Below are 22179 nucleotides of genomic sequence, written 5' to 3' on the forward strand. Positions count from 1 at the left end.
GCTAATGCGAAAGTGGTTTTTTTATTTTGTTTACTCACAAAGAATCCTAAAAAAACTTCTAACTTCTAGCTTCTAACTTCTGACTTTGATTTATCTTTGTACCCTAAATTTCAGATTATGATTTCACAAGAAACCATTGTTGCTTTAGCTACTCCATCTGGAGCAGGTGCCATTGCAGTTATTCGCTTATCAGGGAAAGATGCCATTGCTCTTGCGGCAGAAGTTTTTCAATCGGTTTCAGGAAAAAGTATCGCTACACAAAAAACACACACCATCCATTTGGGTCATATTGTAGATCAAGGTAAAGTGTATGACCAAGTGTTACTTTCTCTATTTAAAGGACCTAATTCTTATACAGGGGAAAATGTAGTTGAAATTTCATGTCACGGTTCTACTTTTATTCAACAACAAATTATTCAATTATTGCTTCGCAAAGGAGCAAGAATGGCTCAGGCTGGCGAATTTACGTTACGTGCCTTTTTAAACGCTAAACTAGACTTATCGCAAGCCGAAGCTGTAGCCGACTTAATTGCTTCAGATAACGAGGCCAGTCACCAAATTGCGATGCAACAAATGCGTGGTGGATTTAGTAATCAGATTGCCAAATTACGAGAAGAATTACTCAACTTTGCTTCATTAATTGAACTAGAACTTGACTTTGCCGAAGAAGATGTAGAATTTGCCGACAGAACTGCTTTTTATCAATTACTCGAACGCATTGAATTTGTATTGAAACGATTAATTGACAGTTTTGCTGTGGGCAATGTTATTAAAAACGGAATTCCTGTGGCTATTGTAGGTGAACCCAACGTTGGGAAATCAACCCTTTTAAATGCTTTACTGAATGAAGAGCGTGCCATCGTTTCTGATATTGCGGGAACAACGCGCGACACCATTGAAGATGAATTAGTAATTGAAGGTATAGGCTTTCGATTTATTGATACTGCAGGCATTAGAGAAACTAAAGATGTGGTAGAAAGCATTGGGATTCAAAAAACGTTTGAAAAAATTGAACAAGCGCAAGTCGTTTTATTTTTAATTGATAGTTTACAATTGATAATTGAAAATGAAAATAAGTTTAAAATTGAAATTGAAAAAATTAAGAATAAATTTCCTCAAAAACCGCTTGTAATGATTATCAATAAAATAGATTTTTTAAACGAAGAACAACGCGTGCTTCTTTTAGAAAAATTATCCATTATTAATTATCCATTATCCATTACTATTTCCGCTAAACAGAAAGTTGGTATTGACGAACTTAAAAATACGCTTCTTTCTTTTGTAAATACAGGTGCACTCAGAAACAACGAAACCATTGTAACCAATACACGTCATTACGATTCGCTATTAAAAGCCTTGGAAGAAATTCAAAAGGTGAAATGGGGACTAGACAGTCATTTATCTTCTGATTTAATTGCTATTGATATCAAACAAGCTTTATACTACTTTGGCGAAATTACAGGCGAAGTTACTAACGATGAGCTCCTTGGAAATATTTTTGCAAATTTCTGTATCGGGAAATAAAACCACTTTCCTTTGATTTTCTTTTTGTTCTTTTACTTTCTCGCCTTTGACACAAATAACCATTATTTAGAATACTAAAAAACAAGTAAATACCAACACTAACAAGATAAAAACCAATTAAAACCTGTATTTACCTGCATAAAAATCAACAATAATTACAAACTTATATTATTTATTACTCCGCTATGCAAAATTAGTTGGACTTGCGTAGCGAGTTTATATTGAATTTCAAAAGTCTAGCAATATTTTTGCAATATGTAAACAAAAATGTTTACATTTGTATTATGAAAACCTATTTAGAAAAATATAAAGGAATACATCCTGGTATAATTTTGGATCGCGAATTTAAAAAAAGAGCCCTTCAACAACGTCCTTTTGCCTTATCTATAGGTGAATATCCGCAAACATTGAATGCTATTACTAAGGGTAAACGAAAACTAAATACAGCATTGGCATTAAAGATTGAAGAGAAACTAGGTTTAGAAGAAGGAACTTTAGCACTACTCCAAACTTATTTTGATATAAATGAAGAGAAAAGTAAATTAAAACAAAGTTCTCCTAACCTATCAAAATTAAGAAAATCATTATTTTGGGATACAGATATTAATAAAATAGACTGGTCAAAACAATACAGAGCCGTTATTCAACGTATATTTGAAAGAGGTAATGAAACCGAAAGAAAAGAAATAATTAGTTTCTACGGACAAGAAAAGATAAAAAATGCTTTGAACCAAAATAATTTACCATATACCATATACAATAAGTAAAATGTTATATTTCAATACTGTAAACGAACTTCTTAAAAGCAGTTTGTTAAAATTAATGGAAGCCGAAGAATTTTCTAAATTCAGATTGGTTGGTGGAACTGCATTAAGTTTACAAATAGGACATAGAGAATCCATTGATATTGATTTATTTAGTGATATAGAATATGGTACACTAAACTTTAATGAGATTGAAGATTTTTTGAAAAGCAATTTTAAGTATGTTGATTTTTTAGATGTACCGTCTGCAATGGGAAAAGCTTATTTTATTGGAGAAAACAAAGACAATACAGTAAAATTAGATATATTTTACACGGATACTTATATCCAACCATTTATAGAAGAAGATGGTATCAGAATGGCTACTATTGAGGAAATTATCGCAATGAAAGTTGATGTTATTCAAAGAGGTGGTCGAAAAAAAGACTTCTGGGATTTACATGCTTTACTAGACTCTTATAGTATTAAGCAAATGATGGACTTTCACGAGCAACGATATCCATATACACATGATAAAGATTTGATTATTCAAAATTTCACTAATTTTGACCAAGCAGATGATGATTTTGACCCAATTTGCTTCAAAGGGAAATACTGGGAATTTATAAAAGAGGATTTTGAAGAAAAATTTAAAAATAATTTTTAATCATTATTTACTTAATTTCTTACACCCCAAGTACACCTCTACCATTTCAAAACCTTACCCATAAAGAGAAATTAGATATTGTATTAAATAATTTACTTAAAAACTAAAATACTCCAAACAGGAATGTGATCTGAAATTTTTCGAGCCTCTTTCAGCGAAGCAAAGGAGGTATAAAACGGAATTACTCCTTTTGCTGAACAATTTATTTTTGATGATGTATAAAAAATATTGTCATATTCTGAAGCTAAACAATCATTATTTTTACACTTTTGCCTCAAGCTTGTTTTTTGATTTGTAAATACAGGTTTATACCCCATTTTCTTTAACGGATTAAAAACGGTATGTGATTGTGAACAATTAAAATCACCTAAAAAAACTAAATTTAATTTGGGATACAAGGCAGGGAAAAATTTAAAGTATTTAATTTCTGAAGCTGGATTTTTCTTCTTTGACACCGCATGAAAAGAAACCAATGTAAAGCTTTTTTTTCCATATTGAAACGTACTCATAAAGGGTTCTCGGTCAATTTCTTTTTGATAGTTCTGGTCGAGCCAACTGTTACCTATTCGCTTCACTTTTGCTGTTTTCCAAATAAACGCATACCGCTCCTTACTTGCTTTAGTTATACTTGTAGTAGGATTACTAATAGCATAATCCCACTTTGCTCCTTTAGTTTGCAGTATAGCTACTAATTTTGAAACCGCTTGCGCCCCACCTTCTCCTGCTACTACCTCTTGGATAGCTATAACATCATATTTAGACAAAGTCAAAGCCATAAATTTTAATTCACTTTCTGATTTTGATTTACCTAAATTCATAATGTTCCAGCTACAAATACTGACTTGAGCAGCGAGTAACTGAACGAAGAAAAAACAACTAATAAAATAACTAATTTTTGATTTTTTCATTTATCTAATTTTTCAATAGTATAAAATGCTTTAACTAAATCTATTTTTTTATTTTACATATGTAAATCACAAAAATACTATTTACTTTCATATTCAATAAAGACATCTAAATTTTATACAGCAAATAATAAACGTTTGCAAATAAATAAATTTCCGTACAGTTATCAATACAACACCATACGGAAATTTAAAAAAATTATTAGAAAAATAATACATTAATCTTTAAGTTGTAACCCAAAAATATAATTATTTACTGTAGCAATACTAGATGTAAAAACACTTGAAGCAGGAGTAACATCTACTCCTATAATTGAAGTTTGATTAGTACTTGGTAAATAAGTGTTTATATAATAAAATTCTGTTGTATAATCATAGGCAGATGACAAACGATCATATGTTGGATTATTTCCTGTAACATTTGCTAAAACCATTGTACTAGTCGTGCTGGTTACTTTTAATAAATCATTTGTAGTGTCACGTTTTACTACAAAGAAAGTATTACCATCTATAACTTCTAAACCATCATACTTGAAAGTACCTGAAGCATTTACCGGTAAATTAGAATTCAGAACTAATAGTGTAGATGCAGTAATATTTGTATCGTATGACAGTAAACTTCCGCCTACAATAAAATATAAAACGCCTGATTTTGATGTCATATTTGATATATATCCTGTATAATTTACAGACCCTACGTGTCTAGGAGTAAACGAACTCAATTGAGTCATAGAAACAGGATCAAATTCTTTTAAATAATTATTTACAATCATAAACAATCTAGTTCCTACAAATTCCATAGCCTGAATATTGCTTATTGTGAAAACTGTAGGTGCCGCAGGAATCGTTGTTGATAAATCATAACGTACAACTCTTTCGTCTGTAGAAACTAAATATATTTGATTTAGTTTATTGTATGCGGAAGATTGATGTACGGTTACATGTGTAGTTAATTCTCCATTAAAAGTATCAGTCCGCTTGAACGTAGGAAGTGACATACCTGGAGGTTCTATGTTTAAATTCCAAATATTACAATCTCCAGCAGGTGTATTTGCATTAGTTGATTCTATAGCAATATATTCAAAAGTTGGCGTAACAGGGGGTGAACCAGGATTAGTACAACCCGCAATAAATAGTGTAGAAAAGACACAACTACAAATTTGTATATGTCTTTTAAATTTAGAATGTGTTTTTTTCATAATAATCATTTTTTTGTTACTCAAAAACTATATCAATATAAGGCAGTCCCCAATTTGTAGCTGTGTTTGCATTTTGGTATAAACTCGAACCCGTAATTTTAATTCTACCATTTGAAAATGGAAGAGAAGTTAAAGGCCCTCCTGTTGCTGTAACAAGCATTCTACCTATTGTAGAAGTAATATAAGGCGTAACAGAACTCCAATTTGTTTGAATTCTTTTTACACAGTATTGACGTCCTGGATACACTGGAATTGAAGAAGGAAATGCTCTATATTGTGTAGCAGTTGATGAAAATGTGGTGTTAACTGAACCTAACAATATATTATTTGAAACATCCCATACTTCAATAAGATACGGAACTGTACTTAATGTGGGCTGACTTTGATAACCCACACTGCAAATAGATTCATTATGTAATACTTCAAATGTATATGAATGTACTTCGCTATCATATGTTACATGATTTACATACAATGGATTTGTCAAAGTTTGAGTATACAATTGATCAAATGGCGAATTATTGGTATCGCATGTTACAGGAAGTGGATCTGGATCTAGGTCATGAGAACATGAAAAAATGAAAAGACCAGTAGTTAGGGTCAAAAATGTCAGAAGAATAAAAAAATTGTGCTTTTTCATAATGTAAATAATTTAAATTTGAACTAATTTAGCTACAAATAATAGCTGTACAAATATTAAATTATTTTTACATCAAAAAATCCCTAAATATAAGGATGCTATATTTTTATTTTTTTATAATAATAGGCAATAGCTTCACCTAAAGATGAAATGTGAAGTTTTTCATATATATGTTTAGTATGTGTATTTACTGTAGTATAGCTTATGTCAAGTTTGCTCGCTACCATTTTATAACTCAGTCCTTCCGCTAAAAGAGCTAATACTTCATTTTCTTTTGGGCTTAAACAATTTTCAGACTCAACAGGAATAAAAAAATCAAGAACTTTTTGAGCAATTGCTGGATTCATAGAAGCACCTCCTTGATATACCTCTTCAATAGCTTGTAAAATACGCTGCGGACTATCATTTTTTAAAATATAACCACTAGCTCCATTTTTAATACTTGTAAATATTTTATCACTATCATCATAAGCTGTTTGTATTAATACTTTTACTTCTGGATGTTTAAATTTTATTTGTTTAAGCCCCTCAATACCATCAACTTCAGGCATATTAATATCCATTAAAACTACATCTGGATAAAAATAATCCATTTCATCAATTACATTCATACAATTCATTGCTTCTCCTACTACTTTAATATTAGTATTAAGGTGTAACAATGCCTTTAAACTATCTCGACGTTCAGCACTATCATCATATATAAAAATTCGTATTTGCATATCCAAATTTATGTTTTATATTAATTGAATTAATCCCTAAATGTAGGGATGGGTAATGTTGCCAAAATAGTTGTCCCTTTTAAATGACTTGAAATTATTTGAATTTCTCCTTTTAATTCCAGTATGCGTTTTTTCATGTTTGAAATTCCATTACCTCTTATCTCATCTACATTAAATCCGATTCCATTATCAATAATTTGAATCTCTATTTTATGCTCAATAATATGTAAACTAATCTTTATTTGAGATGCTTGGCTATATTTTGCCGCATTATTAATAGCCTCTTTTACAAATAAAACAATATTTTTTCTATTAGTAATATCTGTGATTAATTCATTTAATTCATTGTCAATAGCAAGAGCATATTCAATATCTGTTGCCCCTAAAATATCGTTAGCAAAATTTCTAATACGTGTACTTATAGTCATAAACTCTTCATTATTGGGTTTCATACTCCAAATAATATCTCCTATTTTATCGGCCAAATTTTTAGATTGATTTTCAATTTTGTGTAATACTTTTTTAGCTTCAATCGGGTCATGAACAATAAGTTGGTTAGCCACTGCACTATTTATTTGTAAACTACTCAATGTTGCACCTATATCATCATGTAAATCAGCTGTAATTTTGGAACGTTGCATTTCTAAAGCTAATTGTTGTTTGAAATGTATTTTTTGTTTTTCTAATTTCTTCTGATTATACCACCAAAAAACAGCTCCTATTAGTATAGAAGCAATTAAAATCCAAAAAGAAACTGCGTGATAAAAAGGAGCAGAAATCGTAATCCGTAAAGTTTTTTGAACTAATTCTTGATTTGTAAATTTGTCATAAGTACCTAATTCTAATGTATAGATATTTGGCGCTAGATTACTAAAATTAATAGCAGAACCATTCGTAAGATAATTCCATTTTTTACCATTTTCTTTAATTCTAAATATTAACTGTCTTGTAGATGCGGCTGCTAAATCTTTTACATACGCAAAAATTGAAATATTATTTTCATCATAGTTTAGATTAAGAGTAGTTAGTGTATTTACGTTATGCGTTTTAGAAGCCAAAAGCTTATTATTAATTAATATTTCGTCAATATAAACTTCTGGTTTATAATTTGATTTTCGATACAACGGGGGGTTAAAATAATTTAGTCCCGAAATACCCCCAAAAAATAATGTTCCATCAGATGCTTTATAAAATGACCTGTTATTAAAATCCCAATTCTGAATTCCGTCATTTTTATCAAAATTGATAACTTGAAAAGATTGCCAATTTATACTGCTTATTCCTCTTTGATGGCTACAATATGCCGATCCTTTGTCGTCAAGTAATAATCCATAAATATATGTACCAGCTAAACCATTATTAGCATTAAATATTTTAATAATTTTAAAATTTTGATCCAATAAATAAACGCCTTGATTTGTGCCCACCCAATACCTCTTATGTAAAACATCTTTTTGAATGTAAAAAGTTTGAATTCCAGGTAATATTTTAGTTTTTAATTTAAACGTACCGTCAGGTAGTAAATCAAAAAGCAACATGTCGTTATTTAAAAAACTGAAGGCAATTTGATTTTGGTCTAGTACATTAATTTTAAAAAAATTAATTTGCTTGGTGAGTTTTATTTGTTCAAATCTTTTTTCTTCAGGTATGAACCAAAAAAGTCCTTTTGAAAAAGTACACAATATTTTACCGTTTTTTAAAACCTGAAAATCTTGTTCTTGTCCAAATTCTTTTAAATTTTGAATTTGAATTTTTTTAGAGGTCTCTATTTTTTGATTTAAAAAATATAATTCATAAATTTTTGAATTATTTTTTTTATAAATATTAAAAACCCAAATTCCTTTACGTTTATAGTCTGATGCAAAATCAAATCCGACAGAGTTTTTGTTTAAATCAGAGTTTATAATTTTTTTTTCATTTGTGTTCTTATCAAATACTAGCATTATATTATAGTCACTGCCTGTTAGTGGAATAATAATTTTTTTATTGTCAATTTCTCCAAATCGACCTACGCTTTTATTCAATAAAAAGTTAAATTTTGAACTTTCATTCGGAAATTTATTTAATAATTTAGGTGTAAAGTCTAAAATTTTTTGACCTTTACCATCATCGCACATCCACAACCTATTATCTTTATCAAATCCAAAACAATATGATAAAATAAAATCATCATTTTTAATATTTGGAAAAACTATAATTTTTTTAGTCTTTTTATTTAACATTTTAAGATTAAAATTATCTTTAAAAACTATTGCGTTAGTATTCGCTTTTATATGAAGTATTTTACCTAAAACATTAGAGATGTATGATTTTTTACGGGATTTTAAATTGTACTTTAATATTCCGTTTTGTAGCCCTAGATATAAGCAATCCTCAGAAATATCATAGGATGAAGCATAATAACTCTCTTTTTTCTTTATTTTATTGTCTCTTAAAGGATATGAATACTTAAGAGTACGTGTATTTAATTCTATTATTTCATTATCTCCAATAAACCAAATATTTTTTCGTTTATCCATAAAAGGATAATGATTATAAAAAATGTTTTCTTGTAATTCATAAATATGTATAGATATGATAGGTTTTGTTTTTAATTTACCTTTATAGCTTATTTTTTTAGTCTTAATATCATAGGTCGCTAATTGATATTGTCTGTTAAAGCACCATACTTTGTTATCGATGTAGGCAATGGGCATAGCAATATCATCAATCGAATTTTTAAAAATCTTTTGTAACGTGAAACGATCTTGTTCTCTATCATATATATACAAACCTCTTACACTCCCAATGTAAATATTAGAATTTTTATCTTCACAGAAACCATATCCTTGTTGTAAATTGGGGCAATTGGAAAAATATTTGTCTAAATTATATACTTTTACCTTTTTTCCATCAAAACGATTTAAAGCATCATTACATGTAATCCACATAAAACCTTTACTATCCTCAAATCTAAAATAATTAGACCCTTGAGAAAGCCCATCATCCTGAGACAATCTTGTAACCGCAAAATTTGAAATGTCCTGCGCGTAAGCAAAAGACAAAATAGTCACTAATATATATATAGTAAACGCTTTTTTATACATTTGAGAATTGGTTACTAAATAGCTGTTAAAACAATACTAATTATTCTCAAATATATGAACTAAAACAGCAGAATTTAACTGTAAATTCCTACATAAAAATGTGTAAAAAAAGATGTGGATTTAATAAAAAACACCATCTACATAGAACCAACACCCCTCTTGAAAACAAAAACTAGATTTTTCATAATGCTCTTGAGGATATCCTTTGTGGTCAAAATAATACGCTTTAAAAGTTACCGTTGTTTCAGTAAAGTCTACTACGTCTAATTTTACCCAAGTATTTTGCGCCGCCCAAGCTAAAATAGCCTTTTTTGAAGTAAACCTACGCGATAAAGGCGCAGTGGTATCAAATAAATAACTGGCTGCATGTAATGTATATGCTGTATAACGGGAACGCATTAAACATTCAGCAGTAGGCACTTGTTTTTCTTTATTAATATAAGGTAGACAACACGTTTCTAATGAGTGTAAACTTCCACAGGGACAATTAGTCATTTGCTGATGCATTTTTTTGATTCCATTGTACTAAAATAGCTTTCTTCTTCTCTAATGTTGTTTGTTTTTTAGCTTGCTTATTTTTCTTTTTTTGGTCTACTTCCTTTTTGTGAGCCAATCTATTTGTTTCATTACGTCTTCCCATTTATTTCTTGTATAAGTTGAAAAACAGTTGAATTTGTGGTAATCAATTTATCTAGCAATAGTTGCTTGGCTACGTCATAATCATAAACAGTACAATGTTTCTTCCAATCGTCGTGTTGTAATATCTGAGTAATTTTTTGAAGACGCTTAGCAGTTTCATTGGCCGTTCTACATAATTGCCCTGAATAAGAAGGGTCGTTTTTATGATAAAAAGTTGCGGTTTGCTTTACCCAATCAATTGTGATGTAAAATAATTTTTCATGTTCGTTATTGGGTTGAAAATCAACCCATCGCGCATACCCGCAAGCTTGTTGCTGATTGTGATATGATGTATTTGCAATCAAACGCCATCTGCAATTTGCAGCTCTTCCCCAGTGGGTAGAAATACGAAACACTCCTTCTTCAGTAAAATAATACTTACTTCCCGATGCACTCGTATAATCGGGGTTAGTCTTAGGCAAAGTATCTAATGCTACTTGCTGAAAGAGGCAATACGTTTTTTTATGAAAAGTATAGCGCGTGTACATTTTAAAATTCGCCTAATTTCAAATTCCAAACATTCTTTGAAGTGGAACCAAACGTTTTTATCATCGGGAAAAAATATACTTTTTGGGTAATAAATAACTCCTTGTTTTCTGTGGGCGACTGTAAACTAATCGCATACATAAATAAGAAATAAGTTGATGTCACTTCTTTTTTAATGAATTTATCAAAAACCAGTACTGTTTTTTGCTGTTTATAGTTCGTTAACCAAGTGTTTAGGGTATTTTTTGTAGATGTCGCTTCTAAAATATTTGTCACTTGCAAATCATCGGACAGAAACAAATCTTGAATAGATTCATCAATAGCACCTTGAAATTCCTGAGTCGCTTCTGCCTGTTTGTATAACGCTAAATAACTGTAAAAATCAACTATTTTTTGTGCAGCTTGGTCTTGATAAGCCAATATAGCGGCAGGACTAAATTGGGCTTGCATCCCTTGCAATGCTAGTTTTTTCTCGCTTTTTTCTAAGGTTTTAGCACTTACCTCTTCTTTTACAGAAGATGTGTTTTGTGTATACCCAAAAAGCGAAACAAGTACTAACAAATATATGGTCTTACTCTTCATGTGCTATTCTTAAAAATGATATTTTATTTGATGAATCTAGTTGCACACTAACAATCTTCATTTTTTTTAATGAAGGTGTAGGTACAATTAATTTTTTTGAAAACTCGTTTTTATTAAAATATTCTGCGCCTAAATCATTAGGCAGTAAAACAATTACTTCTAAATCATCTGATAGAATTTTTTGCAATTGTTCTTTTCTTGTTTGCCAATCTTTTATATCGCTTTTCATAAAAGCTTTCAGCATTAAAGCATAATCATTTGGTTTTAATTCTATAGCGGTAATTGGGTTATTTGGACTAATAATTACCTGTTTTTTTTCATAAAATGGACTTCTGACAACCACTTTTGTTGGCACTGTAATTTCATTTGCTGCTTGATTCAAATCAATAGGTCTTTCAATAGAATCTTCAATTACATAAGCTTTTACATCTTGCTTTGAAATACTGTCTTTTGTGTAACTATTTTGCAATTGAATACTGTTGTGTTTTCGGCTAAATACTATCCACGTTAAACACAAACCTATTATAAGAGCAATACCAATTAGTCCTAAAACAACATTCTTTTTCTGTATTTTTTTTGGCAGAATATCCCTTTTCTCTTCGACCGTACTACTTATGGGTATGGCCTTAAATTTATAGGCATCCCACTGTGTTTCCTCTATGTAAGCACACAAAATATCTAACATGTCTTTTCTTGGCAATTTTACATTCACTTCAGGTTTTAAATGGGTATAAATCCATTTTTCACTAACCGTTTGTTTTGTTTTTTGCTGAATGTCGTCAATAAGATTTAGAATATCTTGAGAGCTAAAATTTTTCCAATTTCCTGTGTAAAAAGGATAGCTTTTTTGGTATTGTTCCAAAACAATATTTTTTAATTGGTAAAACAATTCTAGTTCAGTCATAAATAGATGGCGAAAGTAAATTATTAGTTTTTATATGTACTGTAAAACCACTGTAAAAGTACTAAAAAAACTTTACAATCAATTGACAGGCATTTTACCAAAAACAAATATCCGCACCCCATTAAGTTTGCCTTGTAAAACTTTAAAAAAACAAACAGTATGAAAACACAAAAAATCCATTTAGTAGCGTTACTTGTAATCAGTCAATTTACATTTGCTCAACATTCTGCCAATTACAACAGCGCAGAAGCTCAAGAAAAAAAAATGAGCGGAAATTACAATTATCAAAACCCGAATGCCTACCAAAATCCAGTGGTAAACACCATTCAAACATCTTATAGTACTGATCAAGAAATGGTTATAACTATAAAGGGGATTTATAATGAAAAAGCAACGAGTCAACGTGCCGTTTTTAGTGTATTACAAGTAGGTAAAACAGCCGAAGAAGTAACTACATTAATGGACGATCGTATTCAAACAGTTATGAATGAACTAAAACTATTTAATCCGGAAATTGAAGTTATTTCAGACATGATTTCCTTTATTCCTACGTATGATTTTGAGGTGCAAAAGAAAATTTTTAATCCTAAAACATACAACGAAAAACCATCTGGATTTGAACTTAAAAAGAACTTAATTATTAAATATAAAAACACAAATGACTTAAACAAAATAATGACTCTTTGTGCCAAACAAGAAATTTATGATTTGGCAAAAGTAGATTATGTAACCTCAAATTTAGATCACATAAGAGATGTATTGCAAGCAAAAGCATCTGAAGAATATAAACAAATGTTAACCAATTATTCTGCTATAATGAATATGGATTTATTCAAAAAAGAAAAAACATTAGTAGAAGGATATAATACGATTTACCCAATGGAGAGTTACAAATCGTATACAGCCTATAGTCAAGCCGCCATAAATTTTTCTCCCGATTCAGAAGTAAATTCAATTAAAAAGAACAGCACACAATTTTATGACGGCGCACTAGCAAAGTCGCATACTTTTGTGGTGAATGCAGATATTACCGAACCTACCATTCAACTATTTTATGATTTGACTATTCGAATTAAATTAAGAGAAGACCAATTACCTAAAAATACAATTATTAGAAATAACAGGTATTATATTATTACTGCCGCGGGAGACATTAAACCATTAGCCTTGTAAAAAAAGCCCCAAATTTGGGGCTTTTTTTATTCCTGAGATTTTTGTAACTTTAGTAACATTTTTTTAAGAGAATAAAGAATTATCTTTACAGAAATTTTTAGTAAACTAGTTACTAAAAAAATTAAACACTGAAAATAGAGAACGTTATAAAATGAAAGAAATCTTAGAACAATCCTATGGATTTATCTTTGAAGAAGAACTGCTTGAAGCTATACTTAAAGTAGCCCAATTCAAAAGTTTCAAAGCAGATGATTACCTTATAGAAATTGGCGATGCGATTCAATCGATGCCCTTACTTATTGAAGGAGCTATCAAAATTTTACGAGAAGATGAAAATGGTGATGAGTTTCTATTGTATTTCTTAGAGCGTGGCGATACCTGTGCGATGACAATGACCTGTTGCATGGGAAATCACAAAAGTAAAATTAGAGCCATTGCAGAAACAGACGGCAGTATGTTAATGCTTCCTGTTGAAAAAATGGAAGAATGGTTAACTAAATATAGAACGTGGCGTAATTTTGTTTTGGAAAGTTATAACATTCGTTTAAACGAAATGCTAGAAGCTATTGATACTTTAGCATTTAAAAATTTAGATGAGCGCATTTTCAAATACCTTTCTGACAAAGTAAAAGTACTAGGCACAACTGAAATTACAAATACACATCAAGAAATTGCTTCAGAATTACACACCTCTAGAGTAGTAGTTTCGCGCTTGTTAAAAGGATTAGAACTCAACGGAAAAATTAAACTTCATAGAAATAAGATTGAAGTTTTACAGTATTAAAAAAGGAATACGATTATGAAAGTAGAACAAATTTATACAGGCTGTATTGCGCATGCCGCCTATTATATCGAAAATAATGGCGAAGTAGCTATTTTTGACCCGTTACGCGAAGTCGAACCCTACTTAGAACGTGCACAAAAAGACGATGCAAAAATCAAATTTATATTTGAAACGCATTTTCATGCTGATTTTGTTTCAGGACATTTAGATTTAGCTCAAAAAACAGGTGCAAAAATAGTTTATGGTCCAACAGCTCAACCTAATTTTGAAGCTATTGTAGCTACAGACGGGCAAGAATTTAAAATTGGTAACTATACCATTAAAGCCATTCACACACCAGGGCATACACTAGAAAGCACGTGTTACTTACTTATAGACGAACACAACAAAGCGCATGGTATCATTACAGGGGATACTTTATTTATTGGCGATGTTGGCCGACCAGACTTGGCACAAAAATTGGTTGAAAATTTAACTGAAGATGTATTGGCTGGTTATTTATATGATTCGTTACGAACTAAAATTATGCCCTTATCTGATGACTTAATTGTTTATCCAAATCATGGTGCTGGTAGTGCTTGTGGTAAAAACATGAGTAAAGAAACAACTGATACATTAGGCAACCAAAAAAAGGTAAACTATGCCCTACGAGCTGATATGAGCAAAGAAGAATTCAAAAAAGAATTATTAGATGGGCTTACCCCTCCTCCGGCCTATTTTCCTCAAAATGTATTGCTAAACATACAAGGGTATGAAAGTTTAGAAAAAGTAGTAGCAAAAGGAAATATTCCGCTTTCTCCCGAAGCTTTTAAAGCTATGGCACTGCAAACCGAAGCGGTTGTATTAGATGTAAGGCATGAAGATGATTTTAGCACGGAACATATTCCTTCTTCCATATTTATTGGCTTACACGGACAGTTTGCACCTTGGGTGGGGGCTTTAATAAGAGATGTAAAACAACCTATCCTATTAATTGCAACAGAAAGCAAAGAAGAAGAAGCTATTAAAAGACTTTCTCGCGTGGGGTTTGACAACACCTTAGGCTATTTAGATGGCGGAATTGAGGCTTGGAAAAAAGCTGGTTTTGAAACAGACCACTTACTTTCTGTTACACCAGAAGAATTTGCTGTAAATTACAAAAGCAAACCTATAATTGATGCACGTAGAAAAGGTGAATTTGAAGCAGAACATGTAGAAGGCGCAGTTAATATTCCTTTGGACTATGTGAATGAACATCTTAAAGAAATACCTCAAGAAACAACCTATTATTTACATTGTGCAGGAGGTTATCGTTCAGTAATAATGGCGTCTATTTTAAAGGCACGAGGCTATCATAATATGATAAATGTGCAAAAAGGTATGGCTGGAATTAGAAACACTACAACCTCGCTAACCGCATTTGTTTGCCCAAATAGTTAGTTAGCCTATTGTGTAAGACATATTTTTACATACATTTGCACGCATTAAAATATTATTCCCAAAAAAGGGATCTTAAAAATTAGTAAAAAAATAAAATGAAAAAATTAGTAGTAGTATTAGTAGCCTTACTTTTCGTTTCTTGTAATAAATTTTCAATAGAAGGAACAGCAACGGGCATTAAAGATGGAACAAAAGTGTATTTAGAAGGTTCTGGAGAAATGGGACCTATGCCAATAGATACTGTTGAAGTTAAAGATGGAAAATTTGAATTTGAAGGAAAATCAGAACTTCCAGAAATTGGTTTCATTAGTATTGATGGTGTAATAGACCCGCAATTTCAAACACGAAAAATGGTACCATTAATTATAGAAAAAGGGAGTGTTGAGGTTGTTTTTAATAAAGATGAAATTCAAAAATCTCAAATTTCTGGAACTACTAATAATGATAAATTTGCTGAATACAACAAAAAAGCAGATGTAATTTATAAAAAATTACAAGCTTTTCAAACGGCAAATCAAGAAGCGATGATTGCGGCTCAAAAAAGTAAAGATGAAGCTACAATAAAAAAACTTCAAACACAATATTTAGCTATCGTTGATGAAATGGACAAGCAATCTGTAGATTTTGTTAAAAATAATCCTGATGCGTTTTTATCGGTACTGCTTTTAGAAAACTTTATTAGTAGAGGCAAATTACCTACTAGCGAAGTAAAAAGTTATTTTGACAAATTAGATTCAAGTTTGTTAGCTACTAAAAGTGCTAAAAACACCAAGAAAATGATTGATGCCAAATTAAAAAATGAAAAAGGACAACAAGCACAAGATTTTTCTGCTAAAACACCAGATGGTAAAACCGTTTCATTAAAACAAGTTTTAGGAAAAGTAACTATTATTGATTTTTGGGCATCTTGGTGTGAACCTTGTAGAAAAGAAAATCCAAGTGTAGTGGCTTTATATAATGAATTACATGCAAAAGGATTAAACATTATAGGCGTTTCTATGGATGATGATGTGGCAAAATGGAAAGAAGCTATTGCAAAAGACAAATTAACTTGGACTCAAGTTTCTACGTTAAAAGGTTTTCAGGTGGATCCTATTGCAAAACAATATAATGTAAATCAAATACCTTCTACTTTCATTCTTGATGCAAAAGGAAATATTGTTGCAAAAGATTTGAGAGGAGACGAGTTAAAAGCAAAAGTAGTAGAGCTATTAAGCAAATAAGTAAAATTTATTTACTCCATTATAAAAAAAATCTCCTTATGGAGATTTTTTTTTATTCATTTACAAGGAGTTAGAATTTAAACTTGAAAATACTTAAAAAAAGATTGGGAACATTTAAAAACAATAGTATATTTGCACGCACATTAAGGCTGGGGAGATACTCAAGCGGCCAACGAGGGCAGACTGTAAATCTGCTGACTAAGTCTTCGCAGGTTCGAATCCTGCTCTCCCCACAAAAGCACTTCTAACGAGGTGCTTTTTTTATTTTTATTTATTACAAACTTGATAGGAGCAGTGACGGTGTAATTAAAATATCAATCACAAATACTATTTAAACATCAGTTTATTAAATATTTATTTAATTCATTTATAACATCTTCACTATCAGGACTTGGGGCATTTTTATTTACAAGTCTTCCCTTTTTATCAAAAATCATATATCGAGGTATAGATTTTAGTTGCATTTCCTTATAAAACATTGCATTAGGATAATTTAAAGCCAATAAATTATTTTCGTTTAAAGAAAGACCTTCACTTTTTGAAGCGTTTTGCCATTTTTCAAAATCATTATCAATTGAAATATAAAGAAACACAATATTTTTATTTTTATATTTATCTTGAAGTTTTTTGGAATCAGACATTGATGCCCTGCAAGGGGCGCACCAACTTGCCCAGAAATCAATAAAAACAACTTTGCCAACAAACTTCTTTTTTATATTTTCAAAATCCATTTTGTCTTTTTTATTTCCTAAAAAATATAAGTTCTTAGTGATACTTTTTATATCAGTATAATCAATAAGGAACTTTTCTTTTAAATCATTAATCAAGCTTTGATTACTAATATTATTTTTTAACTTTAAAAAATAATTATTGATATCAGTTTGTGAAGAATATTGTGCTAATTCTTGAAAATATGTATATAAAAGAAAGTCTTTGTTCTCTTTTTGAATTTCTTTATAAAGCAAAACATTATCAAATTGTTTTTTACTATCATAACTTGAACCACTACCTAGTTTGATAAGAACTGGCTTGTATATTGAATTAAAATTGTCAATAATAATATTTCTATTATAATAGAGTGATAAATCTAATTGGTCATTTAATTTATTCACATGATTATTAGAAAGTGAATTAAGTTGAGCATTTAAACCATCAAGATAAATTTTATAACTAAAATCAGAGATTTTATGAAGTAGATGTATTGAATCTAATTTTTTCTTTTTTAAATTAGTTAAGTCTATTTTTTCCTTCCTTGCTAACTGATTTTCTTTTTCTGATCTAAATCTTTTATTATTAAAAAAAAAATCAATGTCGTCTTCAATAATTTTCGATTTTAAATTTAAATCTTTGAAAAAGTTTAACTCTTCAAAAGTCACATCTCTATTTTTTATAAAACATATTGGTGCATCATTTTCATATTCAAAAACTACAATATCACCAGGTTTGAAATTATATAATGAACTAAAATGATAATGATAACCATGTGAAAATATTATATCTTTATGAGTGTAAATTTTAATGGTATCATTCTTTCTGTAGTTATTTTTTTGTATTTGATGACTTCTAAAATCACCAACTATATTATAATTAATATGATTTAAGCGTACCGACTTAGCACCATTATTACTTACTAATGTATCTTTTTTGAAAGTTCTTTCTTTAAAAATTATTGTAATAATTGAATCAATTTTAATTTCATTTTTAACAGATACTATATTCTCATTATTACATGATATATAGACAATAAATGATAAACATATAAATAATAGTATTTTTTTCATCTTTGTTTTTTTAATTCTCAATCGCTTAATTTCGGTTAAGATTATAAGAATTGTTAGAAATTTTTTTTAAAAAATTATAAATCTAATTTATTAACAAATGTTAACTATTTTGATTTAAAATCAGTTATTATTTTTTTATAATTTAAACTATCTTTTAATGAAGGTGCATTAACCATTACTACTTCATTTTCTTTGTTTAATATAACATATCTTGGTATTTGCTTTACATTTAAATAATCTGCGATAGAAAACTTTGTTTTATTTATTAAATATTGATTTTTTTGAATGTTATAATTTTCTAATTGAGAAATACGCTTTATCCAATCACTTTTATTTTCATCAATTGACATATAAATGATAGTAACATTATTATTAATTAAGTAATTTCTAAATTGATTAGTTTCTTTTAGATCGCTTACACAAGGAGCGCACCAACTTGCCCAAAAATCAATAACTTTTATTGCGTTTTTTTCCAAATTTAAAACTTCATCAATGGTATGTACATTACTATTTGTATCAATAACAGTTGAATTTAAAATCTCAACAGGAAGTTTAAATTTAAATGTTTTTAAATTTTCAGAAACTTTTTTCAATAAACTAATGTATGTTTCATTTTTTATCATTTTAGAATATTTAGTTATTGAATCTATTAGAGTTTCAGTTAAAGCTGGATTCAAATTATTAAAAAAGTCAATTAGCGTTTTTGTTATGGCATATTCTTTTACATTTCCATCTAATTTTTTTTCAATAAAATTTAATTGAAACATTAATAATTCTTTAGAATATTCAACCTTATTACTTTTAACAATTGAAATATAACTCACATACTTCATCAATGCTAGATTATAACAAATATCATCTTGTAAGTTCTTATGAATAAAAAAATCAATTTTAATATCACTCAAATAAGTAGGATTTTCAATAATCTGTTTTTTAGGAATTAATATCCAATTTAAATATTCAAAGAACAATACCTTTTTAAATCGACTAAAAAAAGCATCAGAAACTATATTATTTTTACAATACTTTTCCAAAAATAATATTTTCTTATTGTATATATTAAAACAATCTTTTTTAAATTTAGTGAGTTTCATCTCAGGTAAATATATAGGGTATTTAATCCCAGCTTGTAATAATTGACCATAAAAATTATAATACTTAGCATTTTTTCCTTTGAAAATTAAAAAATTATTAACAGTTTTAAAAGTTATCTCATCACCGGGTGTTACATATATAGTTAGAGGAATAGTTTGTGGTGAAGTACTATAAATTCTAAAAATTTTTGAATTTTTAATATTGACTTTAAAACTTAACTCTTTTTTAGCTTCCCTTGAAAATCTAGAAAACCCAATAAATTCATTTTCAGCATCATCTAATACGATACTTTTTGTTAATGTATCATTTTTTTCTAAAATAAAATCAGCAGTCAAATCCTTTGTTTCTATAGAAAATAAAGATTGTAAAATAAATAAAGAGACAATAAAACTAAAGTATATAATTTTCATATATTTCCATTAAAAAAATGACCTCAAAATTGCTTTTAAGTTTAATTATTCATTTCTATAACGTAAATCTATGAAAATATTATATATTTTACTATGTAGTATAATGAAAAACTAGCAACTACTGAAAGTTACTGCTTTTTGATTCATTAATTAAATTTTTTATGTAAAAGGATTCGCGCAATAGGTAATCTTTTTTTATAAACATTTTATATACACTATCCATACACTATCCATACACTATCTATGGAGTATCTATACACCTGAACCTTCTTAAAATAACAATACATATTTATTAATTATGTTTTTGAAGGAAAAAAATACGCAATATTCTGCTAGAAGTATAGAGGAAGTAATACTATCATTTTTAATTAGAAAGTGGAACCGACATACGATTTATTCAAGATTTATTAGGTCATAGCAGTCCGAAGACCACAATGATTTACACTCATGTAACAAACGATAGTTTGAAAAAAATAAAAAATCCTTTTGATGTGTAAGTTTTTTAATCTAAATTTGAAATGCTTAATAAAAATAAGCGAAATAAAAGTAAGCAAAACTTTCGCCAATCTTGCCAATTTGGAATAAAAGTAGTTTGAAAGTTTCGCATATATACAAGTTATAGGCAACCGTAAGACACAACAACAATGACATTAACACAAGAACATTTGGACTTTGAAAAATTCAGCCGACAATTAATCGGACTGACCATTTTGAAGGTTGAATATTCTGAAATCATTTATGAGCCGACAAATCCACAACCATATTACCCGACACAATTCCCAAATCTTGACTCGGTTGACTTCTCAATATTTTTCCATACAGACAAAGACAAATTGGTAGAGATTTATTGGGATGGTAAATTTTTTCAATTTGGAATTGGAATTAAAATAAACGAGCTATCTGACTTTTCTGGAAACATAAAATGGGATGTTTCAACTAACGATCTTTGGAAAAAGTTTATTGGGACAACAATTTCTGACATTCACACTACTTGGGAAACTGTTACGATAAAAGAAGAAGGGTCTGGCAAGACAGAAAGTTTTACTTATCCGCAGGACATAAAAATTACTTTTTCAAACGACAAGAATATATTTATAAGTGCGGCTGGTTTTTTAAATCAAGGTGACAAGGAAGTTTACGGAATGCTTGACAATTTAACGGTGACAGACAACGAGGAATTAGCAAGACAAGTAAAAATGATAAATTAACAAATGACAAGAACGGCAGCCTATAACACGGGTTTTGCGTCAGGCGGGCTGACGTGTAAACTTGGAGCTTTGTGCTTCTAATAAACTTTAATAATAAATTGAAACTTTGTGGTCCGAAACCCGCCCGAACGCAAAGCCCGAAAACGTTAGAGCGAAAGGGCGAACCCTCTCGCTCTAACCAGCGCCCCTTCGCCTAACTAGCGCTTTGAAAAATCCAAAGCACTTCGCAAAGCGCCGCTGGTTAGCAGTAATCCCACAAAAATGACCACATATGAGATTAAAATTCATAATATTATCAGTAATGTTTTTATCGAAATTGAGTTCACAAACTAAATTCAAAGTTGAACAAAAAGAAACTGAAACTTGGAGAAATGTTTATTCACTTATTGATGAAAAAAATAACTTAATAAAAGTATTAGATTCGTCAAAATATTACATAACATTCAATTTTGATAATTATGGATATTTTGCGGTTTTTGGCAAGAAAGGAAATCCTGGTTGGACTGCAATTGATGCAAAAGAAAATATATTGTTTCAAGTTTATAATACAAGTTTTGGAGAACCAAGTCCAGATTATTTAATTGAAAATAAAATTAGAATAATTGATGACGAAAATAAAATTGGATTTGCAAACGAAAAAGGTCAAATAGTTATAAAACCTCAATTTGAAATTGTGACTTCATTTCATAATGGAAAAGCAATAATTGGAGAAAAGTGTAAAAAAGTTCCTTGGAAAGAACACGCAAAAGAAGAAGATTGCCAACACTACTCTATTGTTTGCGAAAATTTCGGATATATAAATGAAAAAGGAGAAATTTTAAAACTTGGAAATTATACGTTTGAAGAAATAAAGAAAGAAATTGATTGGAAAGCAGACGAAAGAGAATAAAAAGTACTACAGCTAACAGGCGTTTGGCAAGATTCCTGTGGCAGTCGCTGCGCTCGTGTGC

At 29.6% G+C, this 22179-nt stretch carries 21 protein-coding genes, 1 tRNA gene and 1 pseudogene; 11 read left to right on the forward strand and 12 right to left on the reverse strand.

The window, feature by feature from the left end:
• Nucleotides 1-117 precede the first annotated feature (117 nt).
• From mnmE to RF683_RS05600, 3 genes are all read left to right on the forward strand, one after another.
• Complete coding sequence (mnmE, locus tag RF683_RS05590; protein WP_309531357.1) at nucleotides 118-1524, forward strand: tRNA uridine-5-carboxymethylaminomethyl(34) synthesis GTPase MnmE; 1407 nt, start codon at nucleotides 118-120, stop codon at nucleotides 1522-1524.
• A 284-nt stretch (nucleotides 1525-1808) separates the two neighbouring features.
• On the forward strand, nucleotides 1809-2291 hold the full coding sequence (locus tag RF683_RS05595) for a helix-turn-helix transcriptional regulator (RefSeq protein ID WP_309531358.1): 483 nt from the start codon (nucleotides 1809-1811) through the stop codon (nucleotides 2289-2291).
• A gap of 1 nt (nucleotide 2292) precedes the next feature.
• On the forward strand, nucleotides 2293-2934 hold the full coding sequence (locus tag RF683_RS05600) for a nucleotidyl transferase AbiEii/AbiGii toxin family protein (RefSeq protein ID WP_309531359.1): 642 nt from the start codon (nucleotides 2293-2295) through the stop codon (nucleotides 2932-2934).
• A gap of 92 nt (nucleotides 2935-3026) precedes the next feature.
• On the opposite strand, the gene RF683_RS05605 is transcribed toward RF683_RS05600, so the two are convergent.
• The 10 genes from RF683_RS05605 to RF683_RS05650 all read right to left on the reverse strand — a co-directional run bounded on the left by RF683_RS05605 (nucleotide 3027) and on the right by RF683_RS05650 (nucleotide 12136).
• A complete protein-coding gene (locus RF683_RS05605) occupies nucleotides 3027-3842 on the reverse strand; it encodes an endonuclease/exonuclease/phosphatase family protein (protein ID WP_309531360.1) in 816 nt (271 codons plus the stop codon).
• 215 nt (nucleotides 3843-4057) lie between these two features.
• The gene (locus RF683_RS05610) at nucleotides 4058-5038 is read right to left on the reverse strand and encodes a hypothetical protein (RefSeq protein WP_309531361.1); all 981 of its coding nucleotides are present in this window, start codon (nucleotides 5036-5038) and stop codon (nucleotides 4058-4060) included.
• 16 nt (nucleotides 5039-5054) lie between these two features.
• Complete coding sequence (locus RF683_RS05615) at nucleotides 5055-5678, reverse strand: hypothetical protein (protein ID WP_309531362.1); 624 nt, start codon at nucleotides 5676-5678, stop codon at nucleotides 5055-5057.
• 98 nt (nucleotides 5679-5776) lie between these two features.
• Complete coding sequence (locus RF683_RS05620) at nucleotides 5777-6400, reverse strand: response regulator transcription factor (RefSeq protein WP_309531363.1); 624 nt, start codon at nucleotides 6398-6400, stop codon at nucleotides 5777-5779.
• Nucleotides 6401-6429: 29 nt separating this feature from the next.
• Nucleotides 6430-9486 (reverse strand): sensor histidine kinase, encoded by a 3057-nt coding sequence (locus tag RF683_RS05625; protein WP_309531364.1) that lies wholly within the window; start codon nucleotides 9484-9486, stop codon nucleotides 6430-6432.
• Between the two features lie 120 nt (nucleotides 9487-9606).
• A complete protein-coding gene (locus tag RF683_RS05630; RefSeq protein WP_309531365.1) occupies nucleotides 9607-9981 on the reverse strand; it encodes a YchJ family protein in 375 nt (124 codons plus the stop codon).
• Nucleotides 9974-10126 (reverse strand): hypothetical protein, encoded by a 153-nt coding sequence (locus RF683_RS05635; RefSeq protein WP_309531366.1) that lies wholly within the window; start codon nucleotides 10124-10126, stop codon nucleotides 9974-9976. The genes RF683_RS05630 and RF683_RS05635 overlap by 8 nt, the downstream gene beginning before the upstream one ends.
• Entirely contained in the window at nucleotides 10113-10652 is a 540-nt protein-coding gene (locus RF683_RS05640) for a hypothetical protein (RefSeq protein WP_309531367.1), read from the reverse strand. Before RF683_RS05640 ends, RF683_RS05635 begins: the two co-directional genes overlap by 14 nt.
• Before the next feature lies 1 nt (nucleotide 10653).
• Entirely contained in the window at nucleotides 10654-11232 is a 579-nt protein-coding gene (locus tag RF683_RS05645; protein WP_309531368.1) for a hypothetical protein, read from the reverse strand.
• Nucleotides 11222-12136, reverse strand: coding sequence for a hypothetical protein (locus RF683_RS05650; RefSeq protein ID WP_309531369.1), 915 nt, complete (start codon nucleotides 12134-12136; stop codon nucleotides 11222-11224). The genes RF683_RS05645 and RF683_RS05650 overlap by 11 nt, the downstream gene beginning before the upstream one ends.
• A gap of 159 nt (nucleotides 12137-12295) precedes the next feature.
• Between RF683_RS05650 and RF683_RS05655 the strand changes: the two genes are divergently transcribed.
• The 5 genes from RF683_RS05655 to RF683_RS05675 all read left to right on the forward strand — a co-directional run bounded on the left by RF683_RS05655 (nucleotide 12296) and on the right by RF683_RS05675 (nucleotide 16968).
• Nucleotides 12296-13309: an SIMPL domain-containing protein gene (locus RF683_RS05655; RefSeq protein WP_309531370.1), complete on the forward strand. Its 1014-nt coding sequence runs from the start codon at nucleotides 12296-12298 to the stop codon at nucleotides 13307-13309.
• Nucleotides 13310-13460: 151 nt separating this feature from the next.
• Nucleotides 13461-14093: a Crp/Fnr family transcriptional regulator gene (locus RF683_RS05660; protein WP_309531371.1), complete on the forward strand. Its 633-nt coding sequence runs from the start codon at nucleotides 13461-13463 to the stop codon at nucleotides 14091-14093.
• 15 nt (nucleotides 14094-14108) lie between these two features.
• Nucleotides 14109-15512: an MBL fold metallo-hydrolase gene (locus RF683_RS05665; protein WP_309531372.1), complete on the forward strand. Its 1404-nt coding sequence runs from the start codon at nucleotides 14109-14111 to the stop codon at nucleotides 15510-15512.
• A 95-nt stretch (nucleotides 15513-15607) separates the two neighbouring features.
• Complete coding sequence (locus RF683_RS05670; protein ID WP_309531373.1) at nucleotides 15608-16735, forward strand: TlpA disulfide reductase family protein; 1128 nt, start codon at nucleotides 15608-15610, stop codon at nucleotides 16733-16735.
• A gap of 151 nt (nucleotides 16736-16886) precedes the next feature.
• A tRNA-Tyr gene (locus RF683_RS05675) sits at nucleotides 16887-16968 on the forward strand.
• 105 nt (nucleotides 16969-17073) lie between these two features.
• Here the strand turns inward: RF683_RS05675 and RF683_RS05680 are convergent.
• Both RF683_RS05680 and RF683_RS05685 read right to left on the reverse strand, forming a co-directional pair.
• Nucleotides 17074-18516, reverse strand: coding sequence for a TlpA family protein disulfide reductase (locus RF683_RS05680; protein WP_309531374.1), 1443 nt, complete (start codon nucleotides 18514-18516; stop codon nucleotides 17074-17076).
• Between the two features lie 104 nt (nucleotides 18517-18620).
• The gene (locus tag RF683_RS05685; RefSeq protein WP_309531375.1) at nucleotides 18621-20021 is read right to left on the reverse strand and encodes a thioredoxin-like domain-containing protein; all 1401 of its coding nucleotides are present in this window, start codon (nucleotides 20019-20021) and stop codon (nucleotides 18621-18623) included.
• Nucleotides 20022-20389: 368 nt separating this feature from the next.
• Between RF683_RS05685 and RF683_RS05690 the strand changes: the two are divergent.
• The 3 genes and pseudogenes from RF683_RS05690 to RF683_RS05700 form a co-directional block, all read left to right on the forward strand.
• A pseudogene (locus RF683_RS05690) lies at nucleotides 20390-20518 on the forward strand (tyrosine-type recombinase/integrase); the annotation flags it as partial.
• Nucleotides 20519-20665: 147 nt separating this feature from the next.
• Nucleotides 20666-21229: a hypothetical protein gene (locus RF683_RS05695; RefSeq protein WP_309531376.1), complete on the forward strand. Its 564-nt coding sequence runs from the start codon at nucleotides 20666-20668 to the stop codon at nucleotides 21227-21229.
• A gap of 271 nt (nucleotides 21230-21500) precedes the next feature.
• Entirely contained in the window at nucleotides 21501-22118 is a 618-nt protein-coding gene (locus tag RF683_RS05700; RefSeq protein WP_309531377.1) for a WG repeat-containing protein, read from the forward strand.
• Nucleotides 22119-22179: the final 61 nt, after the last annotated feature.

This window comes from Flavobacterium sp. 20NA77.7, from assembly GCF_031326205.1.
Lineage (GTDB): Bacteria > Bacteroidota > Bacteroidia > Flavobacteriales > Flavobacteriaceae > Flavobacterium > Flavobacterium nakdongensis.